Raw genomic sequence first — 16,204 nt, forward strand, 5'->3', positions numbered from 1 at the left:
TCAGCCCTGGCCCGCTCCGCCGGATCGTTCGAGGCAGTGCAGCACCTCGTCCGTGGTCGCGACCGTAGCGACCAATGCGAGGGTGTTGCGGATCATCGCGGGGGTGTACTCCGAGGGCACCCCCGCGATGGCGTCACCGGGGACGACGACGGTGTAGCCGCGGTTGACGGCGTCGAACACGGCGTTGGGAACGGCCACGTTGGCCGAGACGCCGGTGACGATCAGCGTGCGGCAGCCCAGGTTCCGCAGCAGCGCGTCGACATCGGTGCCCTGGATCGGCGACAGACCGTGCAGCCGTCGTACGACGATGTCCTCCTCGGCGACCTCGATCGGGGGCGCCACGCGGACCGCCGCGGTGCCCGACAGCTGCTGGACGGGCAGGCGTTCGGCGGCGCGGAACAGCCGGGCGTTGTGGTTCGCGCCCCGGCCGTCGGGCCGGCGTTCGGCGATGGCGTGGATCACCTGGACCCCGCTCCCGTGCGCGGCGGCGACCAGCCGGGCGACGTTCGCCAGCGCGCCCGACTGCCGTGCGGCCAGGGCGAGTTCGGGCAGTGCGCTGTCCGGTCCGACCACTCCCTCTTGACATTCGACGGTCAGCAGGACAGTGCTCACCGTGTCGAGGATCTCACCGAGTTGTGCGTGCGACGGCATGGCACTCCCTTGTCGTCGACGGCCGGGGCGGGTGACAGTAACGAGCATCGTGTGCGGACGGAAGACGGCCGGCGGTTTTCCCGAGCCCTGTTCTGACGTACCGTCAGATGCGGCTGCCCGCCGCGTGTTCCGTAGCCGAAGGGGATCGCATGACCGCCACTCAGCGCCGAGGCCGGAAGATCATGATGACACCCGGGGAACTGGACGAGTTCCTCGCCGCCGAGCGCACCTGTCGCGTCGCGACCGCCTCGGCGGACGGCGCGCCGCACGTCAGCCCGCTCTGGTTCGTGTGGGACGGCACCTCGTTGTGGCTGTACTCGATCACCCGCAGCAAGCGCTGGGCCGACCTGCGCCGCGACCCGCGCGTCGCCGTGGTGGTCGACGGCGGCCACGCCTACGACGAACTGCGGGGCGTCGAGCTGTCCGGGACCGTCGAGTTCGTCGGCGAGGCCCCGCGCACCGGCGAGCCGCACCCCGAACTCGTCGCCGTGGAGAAGCTGTTCGCGCAGAAGAACTTCGGCCTGGACGCGATGCCCTACGACGGACGGCACGCGTGGATACGGCTGACGCCGGACACCCTCGCCTCCTGGGACTTCCGCAAGCTGGCCACACTGTAGGGCAGTTGGCGAGTGCGTCTCAGGCGACGGTCTCCGCCGCCGACCGCAGTGCCTCGACCGCCGCGCGGATGGACGGGCGGCGGTCGGCGTCGGCGCGCCAGACGACGTAGACATGGCGGCGCACCCGCTGCTTCAGCGGGACGGTGACGACCCCGGCGGGCATCGGGTGGCGGCCCAGCAGCGGAGCGACGCACACACCCAACCCGGCCGCCACCAGGCCCAGTTGCGTGTGGGTCTCGGCGGCGCGGTGGCCGATGATCGGTTCGATGCCCCGGGAGCGGAGCGTGAACATCAGCCACTCGTGACAGAACTCGCCCTCGGCCCACGTGATCCACTCGTCGTCGGCGAACTCCCCGAGGTCCACCTCGTCCCGCCCGGCCAGCGGATGGTCCGCGGGCATCGCCACGTCGGCGGGATCGTCCAGGATCGGCGCCTTGACCAGGCCGTCCGGGAGCGGCATCGGCTTGTTGTACCAGTCGAGGACGACCGCGAGATCGAGATCGCCGCGCACGACGCCCGCGATGCCGCGCTCCGGTTCCTGCTCGGTGGAGCGGACGCGCAGGGCGGGGTGGCGGGAGCGGAGGGCGGCGAGTGCGGCGGGGAACAGGCCGCGGGCGGCGGTCGGGAACGCGGAGATCCGCAACTCGCCGACGACCTGGCCGCGTTGGGCCTCCAGGTCGGACTGGGCCAGCTCCACCTGGGAGAGGATGCGCCCCGCGTGCTCCGCGAGCAGGCGGCCCGCGTCGGTGAGCCGCACCCCCCGCCCGTTCTTCGCGAGCAGCTGCTGCGCCACCTCCCGCTCCAGCTTGGCCATCTGCTGCGAGACGGCCGAAGTCGTCACGTGCAGCGCCTCGGCCGCGCCGCTGACCGAGCCGTGCCGGGCGAGGGCGTCCAGGGTGCGCAGGCGCTCCAGATTCAACATGTAAGCGATCCTACGAGATACCGGGGGCGAAATCTCGCTTGTGCTACGAGGTCAGGAGCAGGATCTTGGTGCCCATGACCACCGTCACGACCTCGGCCTCAGCCGCCCCGGACACCACCGCTCCCCTCCCCCGCCGCACGCTCGACTGGCGGCTGCGGTTCGGGGCGCTCTCCCTCATCTGGGGCTTCAGCTTTCTGCTCATCAAGGTGGGCACGCACGGCTACGCACCCTTCCACGTCACCCTCGGGCGGCTGCTGTTCGGTACGGCGGTGCTCGCGGCGGCGATGGCGGTGAAGCGGGAGCGGCTGCCGCGCGGCGGGCGCACCTGGGGCCATCTGACGGTCGCCGCGTTCCTGCTCAACGCCCTGCCGTTCTCCCTCTTCGCCTACTCCGAGCTGACGATCCCGTCCACGCTCGCGGGCATCTGCAACGCGACCTCGCCGCTCTGGGGCATGGCGCTCTCCCTGGTCGCCCTCTCCGAGGACCGCCCGACCCGCGTCCGCGTCGCCGGTCTCGGCCTCGGCTTCCTGGGCGTCCTCACGGTCCTCGGCGCCTGGCAGGGCTTCAGCGGCCTGGACGCCCGAGGCACGGCGATGGCCCTGCTGGCCTCGCTCTGCTACGCGATCGGCTGGATCTACGTCCGCCGCACACTGGCGGGTACCGGGTCGTCGCATCTCTCCATGACCGGGGCCCAGTTGCTGCTGGCGACCGTCCAACTGGCCTTGATCACACCGCTGTTCGCGCCGATGCCGACCCGCTTCCCGGTCGTGCCCCTCCTGGCGATCGTCGCCCTGGGCGCCCTCGGAACGGGCCTGGCCGTCCTCCTCCAGTACGGCCTGGTCGCCGAAGTCGGGCCCACCACCGCCCAGATGGTCACCTACTTCATCCCGGTCATCGCCACGGCGGCGGGCGTCGCGATCCTGGGCGAGTCGCTGACCTGGTCCACTCCGGTGGGAGCGGTGATCGTGCTGGCGGGCGCGGCGCTCACGCAGGTGCGGGCGCGGGGGAAGCGGTAGGGGCGGCCGGGCCTGTGCGGGGCCGGGCGGGGCGGGGGCGTCAGGCGTGGCCGACGCGTCCGCCCCCTTCCCGAGTCCCGCAGTGACCGGCCTCAGACGTAACCGCGCACCGGCGCCCGGCCGCTCGCGGAAGCGATCGCCCCGGCGAGCCGTCCGGTCTCCTCGGCCGTCAGGGTCGAGACGGTGACGCGGATGCCCGGCGGCGCGCTCATCCGGAAGCGGGCACCCGGGGCCACCGCCCACCCCGCGTGGAGGAGGCGGGAGACGGCACCGGTCTCGTCCGGTACCGGGATCCAGACGTTGAGGCCGCTGGTTCCGTGGGCCGTGATCCCGCGTCCGGCGAGCGCGGTGATCAGCGCGTCGCGGCGGGCGGCGTACGCGGCGGCCACCGCCGGGGTGTCGACCGCCCCCTCGGCCCACAGGCGGGCCACCGCGCGCTGGGTGACGCGGGTGACCCAGCCCGGCCCCAGACGCTGGCGGCCACGGACGCGGTCGAGGGTGACGGCGTCGCCGGTGAGCACGGCGAGGCGCAGGTCGGGGCCGTAGGCCTTGGCGGCGGAGCGGACGAAGGCCCAGGTGCGGGTGGTGCCGGCCAGGGGGTGGAGCGGCTGGTCGACGATGCCGTGGCCGTGGTCGTCCTCGATCAGCAGGGTCTCCGGGTGGCCGCGGAGCACGGACCGCAGGGCACGCGCGCGCGTGCCGCTCACGACGGCTCCGGTCGGGTTCTGCGCCCGGTCGGTGACGACCAGGGCCCGTGCGCCGGCCTCCAGCGCGGCGCGCACATCGTCCGGGAGCGGCCCCTCGTCGTCGACGCGGACGGGGGTCACGCGCAGGCCGAGCGCGGGGACGAGGTCGAGGAGGCTGCCCCACCCGGGATCCTCCACGGCGACGGTGTCCCCGGGCTTGAGGTGCGCGGCGAGGACGCGCTCGATGGCGTCGAGGGAGCCGGAGGTGACGGCCACGGGGCCGGGCGGCACACCGTCCGCGTCCAGTTCGGCGCGGGCGATACGGGCCAGTTCCGGTTCGACCGGGTCGTCGCCGTACAGGACCGGCTGCCGGTCGGCCTGTTCGGCGGCGAAGGTGAACGCCCCGGCCAGGGACGGCAGGAGCGCCGGATCCGGGTTGCCGTGCGAGACGTCGAGCACGCCCGCCGGCACGTCGACCCGGATGTGCTCGCGCCCGGTCGTGGCCGGCTTCGGCCGCACCCGGCTGCCCCGGCGCCCGGCGGTCTCGATGACCCCGCGCTCCCGCAGCGTCCGGTACGCCGCCGCGACCGTATTGGGATTCACCCCCAGCTCGACCGCCAACTCCCGCATGGGTGGCAGCGGTTGCCCCGGCTCCAGCTCCCCCGAACCCACCGCACGCTCGACGTCCGCCGCGATGTCTGCTGCGCGTCGCCCTTCGATCCGATATCCTCCTAGCACAAAGCAGATTATGCACTAGTGCAAAACAATTCGCAACCCGACGATGACAACCCGCCGATCACGGCCCCGCGCCGGACACCGCACCCGGCCACCAGGCACCGCACCCCGCGCGCCGGGCGGACCGATCGGACCGAGCAGAAGCAAGGGAGAGCACCATGCAGGGGACTGCCACGCAGCCGACGCCACAGCCCGCCGCCTACACGCCGACCGACCGGACCGTCCCCACCCGCTCCGCCGAACGGGCCTCGTACGACAAGGAGTTGGTGCACGCGATACTCGACGAGGCCTACGTCTGCCACCTCGGCTTCGTGCGGGACGGCGTGCCGGTGGTGCTGCCCACGCTGTACGGGCGGGTCGGCGAGCGGCTGTACGTGCACGGGTCGACGGGCGCGCGTCCGCTGCGCATGACGGGGCAGGCTGACCCGGGGCTGCCGGTGTGCCTGACGGTCACGCACGTGGACGGTCTGGTGCTGGCCCGTTCGGCGTTCCACCACTCGATCAACTACCGCTCGGTGGTGGTGCACGGCATCGCGCGCCAGGTGACGGACCCCGAGGAGAAGCGGACGGCGCTGGACGCGCTGGTCGACCATGTCGTACCGGGCCGCTCGGCGGACTCGCGGCCGGCGAACAAGAAGGAACTGGCCGCCACCATGGTGATCCGCCTCGACCTCGACGAGGTCTCCGCGAAGCTCCGCACCGGTGGCGCGAACGACGACCCCGAGGACCTGGACCTCCCCCACTGGGCCGGAGTGGTCCCCCTCCAGCCGTCCTACGGCACCCCGCTCCCGAACGACGACCTGACCCCGGGCATCGAACTCCCCGGCTACCTCGCGGAGTTGTGATGCTCGTCCACCCCTGGGACGCACCCCTGGACGACGCGGAGTGGCAACACTGGCTCACCACGCACGACTTCGGCCAGCTCGCCGTCAACGGCCCGCCCGGCGAACCGCCGTTCGTCCAGCCCCTGCACTTCTTCCACGACCCGGAGCGCGGCGAGGCCGTCATCCATCTCGCCCGCGCCAACCCCCTGTTGCCCGCGCTGGCGGCGGACCCGCAGGTGATCCTCAGTGTCGTCGACGACTACGCCTTCGTCCCCGGCCCCTGGCAGGCGGACCCGGACGGCCCGCCGGAGGACGGCGTACCCACGAGCTTGTACGCGGCGGTCCAACTCCGGTGCACCGCCCACCTGGTGGCCGACCCCTCCGAGCTGGCGGCCCTGCTCAACCGCCAGGTCGGGCACTTCCAGCCCGAGGGCGGTTCCTCGACGGTCGCGCCGGGCGAGGCGCCGTACGGCAGGCTGCTGTCGGGGATCCGGGCGGTGCGGCTCGAAGTGACCAGTGTGCGGGCGAAGTTCAAGTACGCGGGCAAGCGGGCGGCCGGGGTCCGGGACCGCATCGCGGCGGGGCTCGCGGAGCGGGGCGGCCCCCGGGACGCGGCGGCGCGGGAGCATCTGCTGCGGCGGGACGGGGCCGGACCTGCCGCGGCTGCGGAGTAAGGGCTGACTGGGGCCGATCTCGCGGGAGGCCTCGGGGGTCCTCGCCCGCCTTCTCGGACGGACGGAGGCAGGCGGAGGCGGCCGGCCGGGCGGGGAGGCTAGGCAGCCGTGCCGCGGCGGGAGAGTTCCCGTTCGGGGCCGCCGCTGGCCACCGGTTCGCCGGAGCCCTTCGTCGGGGTCGAGGACTGGGCGATGAACGCGCCCAGCAGGACCACCGCTCCCCCGATGATCTGCGGCGCGGAGAGGTGTTCGCCGAGGAGGACCCAGGCCAGGACGGTCGCGATGACCGCTTCGAGGCAGGCGACGACGCCCGCGACCTGCGGGGAGAGACGGCGGACGGAGACGACTCCGGTGACGTACGCCAGGACCGTGGCGACCAGGACGATCCAGGCGAGCAGGACGGCGGCCGGCACGGTGGTGCCGTTCATGGGGGCGTCGCCCGCGAGGAGCGACCAGTCCATGGTCCAGGGCCGGGTCACGGCGGTGAGGACGAGGGCGCCGACGAGCAGGCCGTACGCGATCACGCCGAGCGGGTCGGGAGCCCCGTCGCCCGCGTCGCTGCCCTGGTCGGACAGGACGAAGTAGCCGACCTGGCAGCAGGCGGCACCGAGCGCGAGCAGCAGTCCCACGGCGTCGAAGCTCAGGCCCGCCCACACCTCGACGACACAGGCGAGTCCCCCGGCCGCGAGGACCACACCGAGCGCGGCGGCCCGGGTGACCGGGCGCCGCTGCACGAACCGCACCCAGCCGAGCACGAGGGCAGGCGCGAGGTATTCGACGAGCAGGGCGACCCCCACGGGTATCCGGGATATCGCGGCGAAGTAGCAGGCCTGGACACCGGCCACGGCGAGCAGCCCGAAGCCGAGGAGCAGCGCGGGACGACGGCGGACGAGCGCACGGTGCCGTACGGCGAGGGGCAGCATCACGAGGGCCGCGCCCGCCACGCGGAGCCACACCACGTGCAGCGGGTCGAGCCCCGCCTCGATCAGCGGCTTCGCCGCGACCCCGGACCCGCCGAAGGCCAGAGCGGACCCGAGCGCCAGGCCCAGCCCGACTCCCTTGCCGCCTCCGGCCACACTGCTCTCAGACGTATGCACGGGCACATGATGACAGGGGATGACAGCAGCGTCATCCCCGTTGACACCTGTCTCAGGGCGTGGACGGGACCTGCCGGGCTCAGCAGCCCGTCTCGCCGCCTCCGACGTACTCGTCCAGGCGCCCCTCGATCCAGATCAGCACCTCGGGGGACTCGATGCCCGCGCGGTGGAGGACCTCGACCGCGCGGGACTCCGGGTCCGCGACGATCGCGGCGAGGAGGTCGATGCCGCGGGCCCGGTCGCCGTCGCGGAGCTCGGCGCGCTCGCAGGCGTACTCCAGGGCGTCGGCGGCCAGCGGCGACCAGCCCTCCACCGCGGGGACCACGGGGATCGCGCCGGAGTCCTCGACCGTGCCCTGCCAGCGGAGGCCGTAGCCGATGCTGCGCTGGACGAGGTAGCCGAAGAGGCGGGCGATCTGCGGGCCGTCACCGAAGACGGCGCGTGCCTCGGGGTCGGACTCCAGGAGGCTGTGCAGCAGGTGGGCCGTGTCGATGTGCCGGTCCCCGTCCCGCAAGGCCCGGCGGCGCGCACCGGCGATCACCGCCGCCAGCTCTGCGTCGAGTCTGGCATCGTTGTCCGCGCGGTGGATTCCTTGCTCACGGGCCGACTGCCTGGGGATACGGGGTTGCACTCTCTTACCCCATCAGCCCCCCGCGTCGAGGGCATCCCCGGAGGGAAGCATTTCGGCGTCCCACACAAAGTGGACCCAGGGCGACGAAATCTCCTCCTTACGGATGAGATCACGCCCGTCGGGCCCGAGAGGCGCGCGCCGCCTCGCCGCGCGCCCCGTTCGCAACCGCGCCGCACCCGGCGTACGTCCTTCGCGAACGTGGAGAGCACGTGCTGGCTGGTGGCGTTGCCGGCGGTCGACGGCAGGCAGTACGTGTACCGGGTGTACGCCCCGGAGGACGCACTGCTCGCGGACCTGTTCTGGGACGCCTGGCACTGCCACGACGAGAGCACCCACCCGCGCGCGTGGGACCTGTTCGACGCGGCGCTCATACGACGGATGAGCTGAGCCGCGCGGGCGCGGCCCGCGCGGACAATTCCTGACGGTTCATCAGTATTGAATGTTGCGCGTCCTCCGGCTACGTTCCGCGACACCGTAGCCCGATACGAAGAGGTGGTCGCATGGCCGAAATCAGCGCGGAGGCCCGCATCGAGGCCCCGGCCGAGAAGGTGTGGACTCAACTCACGGACTGGTCCGCGTACGGCGAGTGGAACGCGACCCACACCAACTTCCCCAAGGGCGGCCCGGACGTCCTCGCGGTGGGCGGGACCTTCCAGGAGAACATGAAGCTGATGGGCTTCCCCGCCGAGGTGGAGTGGACCATCGAGGAGGTGGAACCGGCCCGGGTGTTCGCCATCCGAGGCAAGGGCCCGATGGCCGTGAACGTCGCCACGCGCTACACGCTCACGCCCGACGGCGACGCCACGACGGTCCGGATCGACGGTGAGTTCACTGGTGCGGCGGTGTCGTTGATGGCGGGCAAACTGAAGGACTCGGGTACGGCTGCCCTGAACGAGTCGCTGCGCAAACTGGCCGGGCTGGTGGCCTGAGGAACGCGCCGGGGCACCGCAGGAACGGGAACGCGCAGAGGGAAGGCGCCCCACGGAAGGTCCGTGAGGCGCCTTGACCTGCCACCTCTTCCGACCCGGAGGACATCAGTCCTCGTCGGCCAGAATCAGGTACAGCTTCTTGCGGGCGTCGTTGATGACGGACAGCGCCTTCTCGCGCTGCTCCTTGCTGCCGGTCTTCCAGACCTGGCCGAAAGCCTCCATCAGACCGAAGCCGGCCTGGCGGATCTCGCTCAGGGCCTCCCAGTCGACACCGCGGGAAGCCTCTTCCCAAGGCGCGTCCGGGCCTTCCTCGGCGGCGGTACGGCCGGCCTCGGTGAGGGCGAAGAGCTTCTTGCCGCCCTCCGACTCACTGGCGATCAGGCCCTCGTCCTCCAGCAGCTGCAGGGTGGGGTAGACCGAGCCGGGGCTCGGCTTCCACGCGCCGCCGCTGCGCTCGGCGATCTCCTGGATCATCTCGTAGCCGTGCATCGGCCGGTCCTTGAGGAGGGCCAGGATCGACGCGCGTACGTCGCCGCGCCGCGCCCTGCCGCCCCTCGGGCCGCCGCGCCCTCGTCCGCCCCAGGGGCCGGGACCGAAGCCCGGGCCGAATCCGGGGCCTCCGCCGGGACCGCCCGGGCCGCCGGGCCCGAAGGGACCGAAAGCCCCGCGCCGCCCCTCGGGGCCACCCCGGCCGCGCCGGGAGAAGCCGTCCTGCCCATGTCCACGCTCGTATCCGTGGGTACGCATCGCAATCACTCCATTCCATCGTTGATCTGTCGCGATGCGTCAACGATATATCGGAACTGTTCGGATGACAACCCCCGTCCCGCGCTCCCGCCCAGAAGGACTTCGAACCGCTTCGAAATGCTCCCCACGCCGTCCGCCCGGCCCGTTGACTGGCGATGACAGCCCGACGACCGACCAGGGAGAACGTGATGAGGACGATGTGGAAGCGCGCGGGCATCGCGGCACTGCTGACCGCCGTGATGACCGGCATCGTGACCCCGGCGGCGTCGGCCGCCCCCATGCCGTGGGAGACCAGCACGGTCACCCCGCTGTGCGGGAACCCCTGCTACCAGTAGGACCGCTCCGGTGGGGAGGCCGGCGACACCCTCGCCCACGGCTCACCCCACCGCGCCCTCACCCCCGGCGGCGCCTGACGCTCCAGTCGAAGGCGCCCCGGCACACCGTGGCGCCGGTGGCGTCCGTGATCTCCGCCCGGGTGGCGAAGCGGGCCCGGTCGGTCTCGCCCGACAGCAGCGGGCGCAGCGCGGCGCGGGCCTCGGTGTCCAGGTGGCAGACGGCGCGGAGCCGGCCGCGGGCCGGGGCCAGGAACTCCAGGGACGCGGACGCGCCGAGAGGGACGATCCCGTCGACGTCCCCTGGGGTCTCGCTCGCCGCGATGATCGCGCCCAGGCCGGCCGCGTCCAGCAGGGCGACGAGGCCGCTGGAGTGCAGGGAGCCGATGACGTTGGTCAGCGCCTCCGGGACCTCGGCGGTGATCTCGGCTTCGCCGTCGGCGGCCCGCACCACCTGGATACCGGCGGTGCGGTGGGCCGGAACGGGCTCCAGCAGGGTGCGGGCCAGTGCCGTGACGTCCATGGGCGCAGCCTCGCACGCGGTGGCGGCGCCGGAGGGGGCTCGCCGCGACCGTGCGGGGAAGTCCCGGTGACACCTCGATGCGCCGGCCCGTGATGACCGTACGGTCGCGGGGCGGGCCGAAGTGTTCGGCGGCGTCGGCCGCGCTGTGCGACGGGGCGACGGGGCGACGGGGCGACGAACAGGCGTGTGCGCCAAGGGGCCGTCGTCCGGCCCCGCCGCGCCGCAGCTCGCGCGAGTCGGTCCAGTGACCGCGCATTGGCCTTGTTCCGGGAGGCCGCGGCGCGGCTAGCGTCGCCGTATGCGCATCCGAATCGTCGACGCCTTCACCGACCGCCCCTTCGCCGGCAATCCGGCCGGGGTGCTGCTCCTCGACGCCTTCCCGGCGGACGACTGGCTCCAGCGGGTGGCGCTGGAGGTGAACCACGCCGAGACGGCGTTCGCGCACCGGCTGCCCGACGGCGGGGACGCGGACTGGGCGTTGCGGTGGTTCACGCCGTCGACGGAGGTCGCGCTGTGCGGGCACGCGACCCTCGCGACCGCCCATGTGCTGCGCACCACCGGCGCCCACGAGGGGACCGTGCGGTTCGCGACCCGCGGTGGGCTGCTCCGCGCCACTCCGGCCGACGACGGGTCGATCACGCTGGACTTCCCGACCGCCCCGCTCACGTCCGTCGCGATCCCGGACGGCCTCGCCGAGGCGTTGGGCGCACAGCCGCTGACCGCGTTCGACACCGGCCCGGACATCGGTGACCTCGTCGTCGAACTCGCCGACGAGAGGACCGTCATAGGCCTCGCGCCGGACCTCAGGGCGCTCGGCGCCGCCTCCGAGCGCGGCATCATCGCGACCGCCCGCGCCCAGGACCCCGCCCGGGGCTACGACTTCGTGTCGCGCTGCTTCTTCCCGAACATCGGGATCGACGAGGACCCGGTCACCGGCAGCGCGCACACCGCGCTCGCGCCGTACTGGTCCGAGCGGCTGGGCGACACGGTCCTCACCGGGCTGCAGGCCTCGCCGCGCTCCGGGCGGGTCCGTACCGAACTGCGGGGCGAACGGACCCTGTTGACCGGCCGGGCGGTCACGGTCGTCGACGGCGAGCTGCTCGCCTGAGCCTCAACCCGCTTGTCCTGCACGGGCGTTACGCGGTGGGCAGCCAGCCCACCTTGCCCGCGAGCAGCGCGTAGCCGACGAACGCCCCGATGTCGAGCAGGGAATGCGCCACCACCAGGGGACCCACGCGACCCCAGCGCCGGTACAGGTAGACGAAGACCACGCCCATCACCATGTTGCCGACGAAGCCGCCGATGCCCTGGTAGAGGTGGTAACTGCCGCGCAGTACGGAACTGGCCACCAGCGCGGTGCCCGGCGTCCACCCCAACTGGCCGAGCCGGCGCAGCAGATAGCCCACCACGATCACCTCTTCGAGGATCGCGTTCTGCATCGCGGAGAGGATCAGGACCGGGTACTTCCACCAGACGTCGGGCAGTGCCTCCGGCACCACCGTGAGGTTGAAGCCGAGGCCGCGTGCGGCCAGGTAGAAGGCGATCCCGGTGGAGCCGATGACCGCCGCGACGCCCGCCCCGCGCCCCAGGTCGGGCCAGGGGCGGGTGCGGTCGAAGCCGATCGTGCGCAGGCTCTCGCCCTCCCGCAGGAGGAAGTGCGCGACGAGGGCGACGGGGACCAGCGCGGACGCGATCCCGAACAGCTGCCAGGCCAGATCGAGCCACGGGCGGCCCGGCGCGGCCGAGGCGTTGAGGGTGGCCGCCTGGTCCTTGAGACCCCCCGGTTTGGTGACCGATCCGACAAAGCTGATCAGGGCGGACACTCCACTCGCACCGAGCGAAAGCCCCAGAACGAGCAGCGCCTCGGACCGGAGAATCCGCCGTGTGGGCCGCTCCAGCGGAAAAGTTTCGGCCACCTGCCCTGCCTCCACCTGCACACCTGCCTTCAGTTCGGAATTCCCGCCTCATGCCCATCTTCGCCCCGCTAGGGTCTCGAAAGAACTTACGAAGATCGTGCGCGACAGGCCGTTGGGGGGACGGACGCCGTACGGGGTGAACCTCCCCCATGTCTGCCATACGGCCGGATACCGGCACGAGGTTCAACAGGGAGGGGCACCACCGTCATGGGACGTCACAGCTTGCCCGATCAGTACGGGGCGGGCGGCAGCGACCCCCGTCCTCGCGCGCGTCGCCGTACGATCGCCATCGCCACGGTGCTGGTGCTGACCGTCGCCGGCGGTACCGCGGTGGCGGTGCAGAGCGGGTTGCTGTCCTTCGGCTCCTCCTGCCGGAAGGACGCAGTACGGCTGAAACTCGCCGCCTCCCCCGACATGGCCCCCGCACTGCGCGCGGCGGCCGGCCAGGCCCGCGACGAGAACATCACGTCGGACGGGCAGTGCCTGAACATCTCGGTGACCGCCGAGGAGTCGTACAAGTTCGCCGACACCCTGAAGGCGGGCAAGCACCCGGACGTGCAGGTGTGGGTGCCGGACTCGGAGCTGTGGGCGGGCGAGATCTCGTCGGCCGCCGACAGCGCGGCCACGGAGGTGACGCCCGCGGGCAACGTGGCCTCGACACCGGTCGGGGTGGCGATGGTCCCGGCCGCCGCGAAGTCGCTCGGGTGGCCGCAGAAGACGTACACCTGGCTGGACCTGGCCGGTGCCACCCTCCAGGACGACTCGCTCCGGCTGGGCGCGGCCGACCCGGCGCGCAGTGCGACGGGGCTGCTGGCGCTGACCCAGCTCAGCACGGCCGCCGGGAAGGTCAAGGGCGGGGCCACGCAGGCGGCGGCGATGATGAAGACCCTGTCGCAGCGGATCTCGGACACCGACGGCCAGGTCCTGGACACGCTGCCGCGCAACGCGTCGGGCACCGAGCAGGGCAACCCGAAGCGCAACCAGGCGCTGGTCCTCAGCGAGCAGTCGGCGTTCTCGTACAACGCGTCGGCCGACGGCGACGGGAGCCTCGACCTCTTCTATCCGAAGGACGGCTCCCCGCGGCTCGACTATCCGTACAACCTGGTCGACCAGGACCGGCTGACCACGGACCAGAGCCGGGCCGCGATCCGGTTCATGACCTATCTGAGTCAGCCCGCACAGCAGAAGCTGATGGAGAAGTACGGGTTCCGCACCGATGACGACACCGCGCCGAAGGCGGTCGTCGCCAAGGCCGGTGGGACCAGTCCGCAGCCGTACGGCGTGGCGGCGGCCGAACCGGCGTCCGACGCGGCGCTCCAGGAGGCGTTGGGGACCTGGACGATCACCGTGCAGAGCGCGCGGATCACCACGGTCGTCGACGCGTCCGCCTCGATGGCGGAGAAGGTGCCGGGGACCGGCCAGTCGCGCATGGACGTGACGAAGGGCTCGCTGCTCCAGGCGCTCGCCACGTTCACGCCCGAGGACGAGATCGGTCTGTGGGAGTTCTCCACGAAGCTCGACGGCGACAAGGACTACCGCGTCCTGGTCCCGACCGAGCGCCTCGGCGACCACAAGAACGACGGCACCCAACGCGACGCCCTGTCGGCGGCGTTCGGCTCGCTGAAGCCGGTGCCCGACGGCGCGACCGGGCTCTACGACACCACGCTCGCCGCGTACCGCGCGGCCACCTCCTCTTATGTGAAGGGCAAGTTCAACGCGCTGGTGATTCTGACCGACGGCGTCAACCAGGACCCGGGCAGCATCTCCCGCACCGCGCTCCTCCAGCAGTTGCAGCAACTCGCCAGCCCTGAGCGGCCGGTGCCGCTCATCATGATCGCGGTGGGCCCCGAGGCCGACAAGGACGAGGCCCGCCAGATCGCCGAGGCGACCGGCGGCTCGGGCCACGAGGTGAACAACCCGGCCCAGATCCAGTCGGTGATCCTCCAGGCCATCGTGGCGGCGGGAGCGTCGGGCGCGTCGGCCAACGCGGGCTGAGACGGCGGCGGTTCGCCTGCCGCCGTCAACGCGCCCCGGGACAGCTGTCGTTCACCCCAGCGGCGCCGGCTCCGGCAGTCCCACCGGCCAGGTGTGGACCGGCTCCCCGACATGCATCAACTCGCTGTAGCGGCGGGTGGTCGCGGCCAGCGCGGCCTCCCTGCTGAGCCCCTGCTCCAGTGCCTGGTGGAAGGTGCCCGCCTGCCAGGTCGCGCCGTTGGCCCGGCGACGGCAGCGCTCGTCGATGACGCCCAAGTACAGGTCCCGGTCCGCCGGTTCGACCCCCCACGCGTCCAGGCCGGCCTCCGCGAGCGGAAGCAGTTCGTCGCGTACGAGGGTCACCGCGTCGATCTCGCCGGTGGTGCCGAGCCGTCCGCGTCGGGGCCAGACGAGGCGGGCGTCGATGCCGTCGCGGCACGCGGTGTCGAAGTTGGCGGCGGCGGCCTCGAAGGGCAGCCGGGTCCACACCGGCCGCGACTCCTCGGCGAGCGCGCGCACGACGCCGTAATAGAACGCGGTGTTGGCGATGACGTCGGTCACGGTGGGGCCCGCGGGCAGCACGCGGTTCTCGACGCGCAGGTGCGGGACGCCGTCGGCGATGCCGTAGACCGGGCGGTTCCAGCGGTACACCGTGCCGTTGTGCAGGACGAGTTCGGCGAGGGTGGGGATGCCGCCGGCGTCGAGGACGTCGAGGGGCTCCTCGTCGTCGTGGATCGGGAGCAGGGCCGGGTAGTAGCGCAGGTTCTCCTCGAAGAGGTCGTACGCCGACGTCACCCAGCGCTCGCCGAACCAGGTGCGGGGGCGGACGCCCTGGGCCTGGAGTTCGGGCGGGCGCGTGTCGGTGGCCTGCTGGAACAGCGGGGGCCGGGACTCGCGCCACAGCTCACGGCCGAACAGGAACGGCGAGTTGGCGCCCACGGCGACCTGCACGGCGGCGACGGCCTGCGCCGCGTTCCACACGTCCGCGAAGCGGTCCGGGGTGACCTGGAGATGCAACTGCACGGAGGTGCAGGCGGCTTCGGGCGCGATGGAGCCGGAGGTGCAGGTGAGGTGCTCGACGCCCTCGATGTCGAGGACGAAATCCTCGCCGCGGGCGGCCACGATCTGATCGTTGAGCAGGGTGTAGCGGTCGACCGCGGAGAGGTTCGAGGAGACCAGGTCGTCCCGGTCGAGTGTCGGCAGAATGCCGATCATCAGTATTCCGGCGTCGACCTCGCCCGCTTTTCGATGGGCATATGCCAGTGACGTACGGATCTCCTCCGCGAGCCGGTCGAATACCCGGCCGTCCAATCGGTGTGGGGCAATGTTGACTTCCAGATTGAACATGGCGAGTTCTGTTTGGAAATCTCGGCTCGCGATGCGCTCGAGAACCTCTCCATTCAGCATTCTCGGCATGCCGTCGGAGCCGACCAGGTTCAGTTCGATCTCCAGCCCCATGAGGTTCCTCGGCCGGTCGAACCGCTTCTCGACCAGCAGCCGCTCCAGCCCCGTCAGGCACCGCCGCAGCTTGGCGCGGTAGCGCTGGCGGTCGGCCAGCTCGAACGGCCCTGCCACGACCTTCTCGCCCATCGAAGCCTCACCTCCTCGTCCCGGGTCAGGAAGGATGATGCCCAGACCTGGCGATCGATAACGTCCCGGAGCGGCGCGGCGCCCGCTACTCTGGTCGAACGTGACCCGCGGCACATTCACGAGGCATGCCGCGGTAAGCGGTTCCGCGCTCAATGACCGCTCGTGAAAAACGCCGACGAGAATTGGCCGACCCCGCCGGGGACATATCCCGAGGTCATGGCCGTGGAGCCGGTTCGGAACCGGGATGAATCCCGTGAATCGCCGACCGAATAGGCCCTTGTTGTTCATGCGGGAAACGGTTAGGCGAAACATCTTCTGAACACGTGTCGTATAAACTCCG

General features: G+C 72.0%; 18 protein-coding genes. 9 read left to right on the forward strand and 9 right to left on the reverse strand.

Annotation, left to right across the window (positions count from 1 at the left end):
- Complete coding sequence (locus ACIPTO_RS38160) at window positions 1–651, reverse strand: cysteine hydrolase (RefSeq protein WP_401199715.1); 651 nt, start codon at window positions 649–651, stop codon at window positions 1–3.
- Between the two features lie 149 nt (window positions 652–800).
- On the opposite strand from ACIPTO_RS38160, the gene ACIPTO_RS38165 reads away from it, so the two are divergent.
- Window positions 801–1,268 (forward strand): pyridoxamine 5'-phosphate oxidase family protein, encoded by a 468-nt coding sequence (locus ACIPTO_RS38165; protein WP_401199717.1) that lies wholly within the window; start codon window positions 801–803, stop codon window positions 1,266–1,268.
- Between the two features lie 19 nt (window positions 1,269–1,287).
- On the opposite strand, the gene ACIPTO_RS38170 is transcribed toward ACIPTO_RS38165, so the two are convergent.
- Window positions 1,288–2,190 carry a LysR family transcriptional regulator gene (locus ACIPTO_RS38170; protein ID WP_266766794.1) on the reverse strand — a complete coding sequence of 301 codons (903 nt, stop codon included), beginning with the start codon at window positions 2,188–2,190 and terminating at the stop codon, window positions 1,288–1,290.
- Between the two features lie 74 nt (window positions 2,191–2,264).
- Between ACIPTO_RS38170 and ACIPTO_RS38175 the strand changes: the two genes are divergently transcribed.
- Entirely contained in the window at window positions 2,265–3,206 is a 942-nt protein-coding gene (locus ACIPTO_RS38175; RefSeq protein ID WP_401199719.1) for a DMT family transporter, read from the forward strand.
- 92 nt (window positions 3,207–3,298) lie between these two features.
- On the opposite strand, the gene ACIPTO_RS38180 is transcribed toward ACIPTO_RS38175, so the two are convergent.
- Window positions 3,299–4,630, reverse strand: coding sequence for an aminotransferase class I/II-fold pyridoxal phosphate-dependent enzyme (locus tag ACIPTO_RS38180; protein ID WP_401199721.1), 1,332 nt, complete (start codon window positions 4,628–4,630; stop codon window positions 3,299–3,301).
- A 155-nt stretch (window positions 4,631–4,785) separates the two neighbouring features.
- Here ACIPTO_RS38180 and ACIPTO_RS38185 point away from each other — a divergent pair, with 155 nt between their 5' ends.
- Both ACIPTO_RS38185 and ACIPTO_RS38190 read left to right on the forward strand, forming a co-directional pair.
- A complete protein-coding gene (locus ACIPTO_RS38185; protein WP_366322071.1) occupies window positions 4,786–5,472 on the forward strand; it encodes a pyridoxamine 5'-phosphate oxidase family protein in 687 nt (228 codons plus the stop codon).
- Window positions 5,472–6,125, forward strand: coding sequence for an FMN-binding negative transcriptional regulator (locus ACIPTO_RS38190; RefSeq protein ID WP_401199724.1), 654 nt, complete (start codon window positions 5,472–5,474; stop codon window positions 6,123–6,125). The genes ACIPTO_RS38185 and ACIPTO_RS38190 overlap by 1 nt, the downstream gene beginning before the upstream one ends.
- A gap of 98 nt (window positions 6,126–6,223) precedes the next feature.
- Here ACIPTO_RS38190 and ACIPTO_RS38195 read toward each other — a convergent pair whose 3' ends face one another.
- Window positions 6,224–7,228 carry an EamA family transporter gene (locus ACIPTO_RS38195; RefSeq protein ID WP_401199726.1) on the reverse strand — a complete coding sequence of 335 codons (1,005 nt, stop codon included), beginning with the start codon at window positions 7,226–7,228 and terminating at the stop codon, window positions 6,224–6,226.
- A gap of 73 nt (window positions 7,229–7,301) precedes the next feature.
- Window positions 7,302–7,853, reverse strand: a complete 552-nt coding sequence (locus tag ACIPTO_RS38200; protein ID WP_401199728.1) for a Clp protease N-terminal domain-containing protein — start codon at window positions 7,851–7,853, stop codon at window positions 7,302–7,304.
- A gap of 198 nt (window positions 7,854–8,051) precedes the next feature.
- Here ACIPTO_RS38200 and ACIPTO_RS38205 point away from each other — a divergent pair, with 198 nt between their 5' ends.
- Window positions 8,052–8,240 carry a hypothetical protein gene (locus ACIPTO_RS38205; protein WP_366322167.1) on the forward strand — a complete coding sequence of 63 codons (189 nt, stop codon included), beginning with the start codon at window positions 8,052–8,054 and terminating at the stop codon, window positions 8,238–8,240.
- 113 nt (window positions 8,241–8,353) lie between these two features.
- Window positions 8,354–8,782: an SRPBCC family protein gene (locus ACIPTO_RS38210; RefSeq protein ID WP_327405572.1), complete on the forward strand. Its 429-nt coding sequence runs from the start codon at window positions 8,354–8,356 to the stop codon at window positions 8,780–8,782.
- A gap of 105 nt (window positions 8,783–8,887) precedes the next feature.
- Here the strand turns inward: ACIPTO_RS38210 and ACIPTO_RS38215 are convergent, their stop codons facing one another.
- Window positions 8,888–9,529 carry a PadR family transcriptional regulator gene (locus ACIPTO_RS38215; RefSeq protein ID WP_401199730.1) on the reverse strand — a complete coding sequence of 214 codons (642 nt, stop codon included), beginning with the start codon at window positions 9,527–9,529 and terminating at the stop codon, window positions 8,888–8,890.
- Window positions 9,530–9,717: 188 nt separating this feature from the next.
- Between ACIPTO_RS38215 and ACIPTO_RS38220 the strand changes: the two genes are divergently transcribed.
- Window positions 9,718–9,864, forward strand: a complete 147-nt coding sequence (locus tag ACIPTO_RS38220) for a hypothetical protein (protein ID WP_401199732.1) — start codon at window positions 9,718–9,720, stop codon at window positions 9,862–9,864.
- Between the two features lie 58 nt (window positions 9,865–9,922).
- Here the strand turns inward: ACIPTO_RS38220 and ACIPTO_RS38225 are convergent, their stop codons facing one another.
- Window positions 9,923–10,384, reverse strand: a complete 462-nt coding sequence (locus ACIPTO_RS38225) for a PaaI family thioesterase (RefSeq protein WP_401199734.1) — start codon at window positions 10,382–10,384, stop codon at window positions 9,923–9,925.
- A 298-nt stretch (window positions 10,385–10,682) separates the two neighbouring features.
- On the opposite strand from ACIPTO_RS38225, the gene ACIPTO_RS38230 reads away from it, so the two are divergent.
- Window positions 10,683–11,492, forward strand: coding sequence for a PhzF family phenazine biosynthesis protein (locus tag ACIPTO_RS38230; RefSeq protein WP_401199736.1), 810 nt, complete (start codon window positions 10,683–10,685; stop codon window positions 11,490–11,492).
- Between the two features lie 28 nt (window positions 11,493–11,520).
- Here the strand turns inward: ACIPTO_RS38230 and ACIPTO_RS38235 are convergent, their stop codons facing one another.
- Entirely contained in the window at window positions 11,521–12,321 is an 801-nt protein-coding gene (locus ACIPTO_RS38235) for a type II CAAX endopeptidase family protein (RefSeq protein WP_366322084.1), read from the reverse strand.
- A 186-nt stretch (window positions 12,322–12,507) separates the two neighbouring features.
- On the opposite strand from ACIPTO_RS38235, the gene ACIPTO_RS38240 reads away from it, so the two are divergent.
- On the forward strand, window positions 12,508–14,295 hold the full coding sequence (locus tag ACIPTO_RS38240; RefSeq protein ID WP_401199738.1) for a substrate-binding and VWA domain-containing protein: 1,788 nt from the start codon (window positions 12,508–12,510) through the stop codon (window positions 14,293–14,295).
- A 51-nt stretch (window positions 14,296–14,346) separates the two neighbouring features.
- Here ACIPTO_RS38240 and ACIPTO_RS38245 read toward each other — a convergent pair whose 3' ends face one another.
- Window positions 14,347–15,864: a glutamate-cysteine ligase family protein gene (locus ACIPTO_RS38245; protein WP_366322088.1), complete on the reverse strand. Its 1,518-nt coding sequence runs from the start codon at window positions 15,862–15,864 to the stop codon at window positions 14,347–14,349.
- Window positions 15,865–16,204: the final 340 nt, after the last annotated feature.

This window comes from Streptomyces sp. NPDC090083, from assembly GCF_044747445.1.
GTDB lineage: Bacteria > Actinomycetota > Actinomycetes > Streptomycetales > Streptomycetaceae > Streptomyces.